The sequence below is a fragment of the Pseudoalteromonas sp. G5_S1_14_S5 genome, assembly GCF_054968605.1.
In genome coordinates this window covers 1-343 of record NZ_JBQKUM010000253.1, presented here as the reverse complement: position 1 = coordinate 343, position 343 = coordinate 1, and the positions used below count along the sequence as shown (strand labels likewise).

The following is a 343-nucleotide window of genomic DNA, read 5'->3' as shown; positions in this document are numbered from 1 at the left end:
CCATCTGCTTGCAGTAAAGAGCAACCAAGGAAAACTCCGACAAGCAATAGAAAAAGCATTCTCTTCTCAGCGAGCCAATGTGACAAATAACATCTCTCTTGAGCAAGGACATGGCCGTATCGAGTCTCGCCAATGCTATGTTTTTGACAGTACTAAACTTGAAGGTAACTTCTCTCGCTGGAAAGGCTTAAAGAGCATTGTAATGGTTGAAAATTTTCGCCTTGAGAAAGGAAAATCTGTCGACCTAGAGTACCGTTATTACATCAGCTCCAAAGCGCTTAGTGCAGAACAAGCTGCTATGGCAGTCAGAGAACATTGGGGCATAGAGTCAATGCACTGGGTG

At 44.0% G+C, this 343-nt stretch carries 1 protein-coding gene; it reads left to right on the top strand.

Annotated elements, in window-relative coordinates; translation table 11 throughout:
• The coding region (locus ACTRWI_RS22775) for an ISAs1 family transposase (RefSeq protein ID WP_499133950.1) at positions 1-343 on the top strand (343 nt) is incomplete at both ends.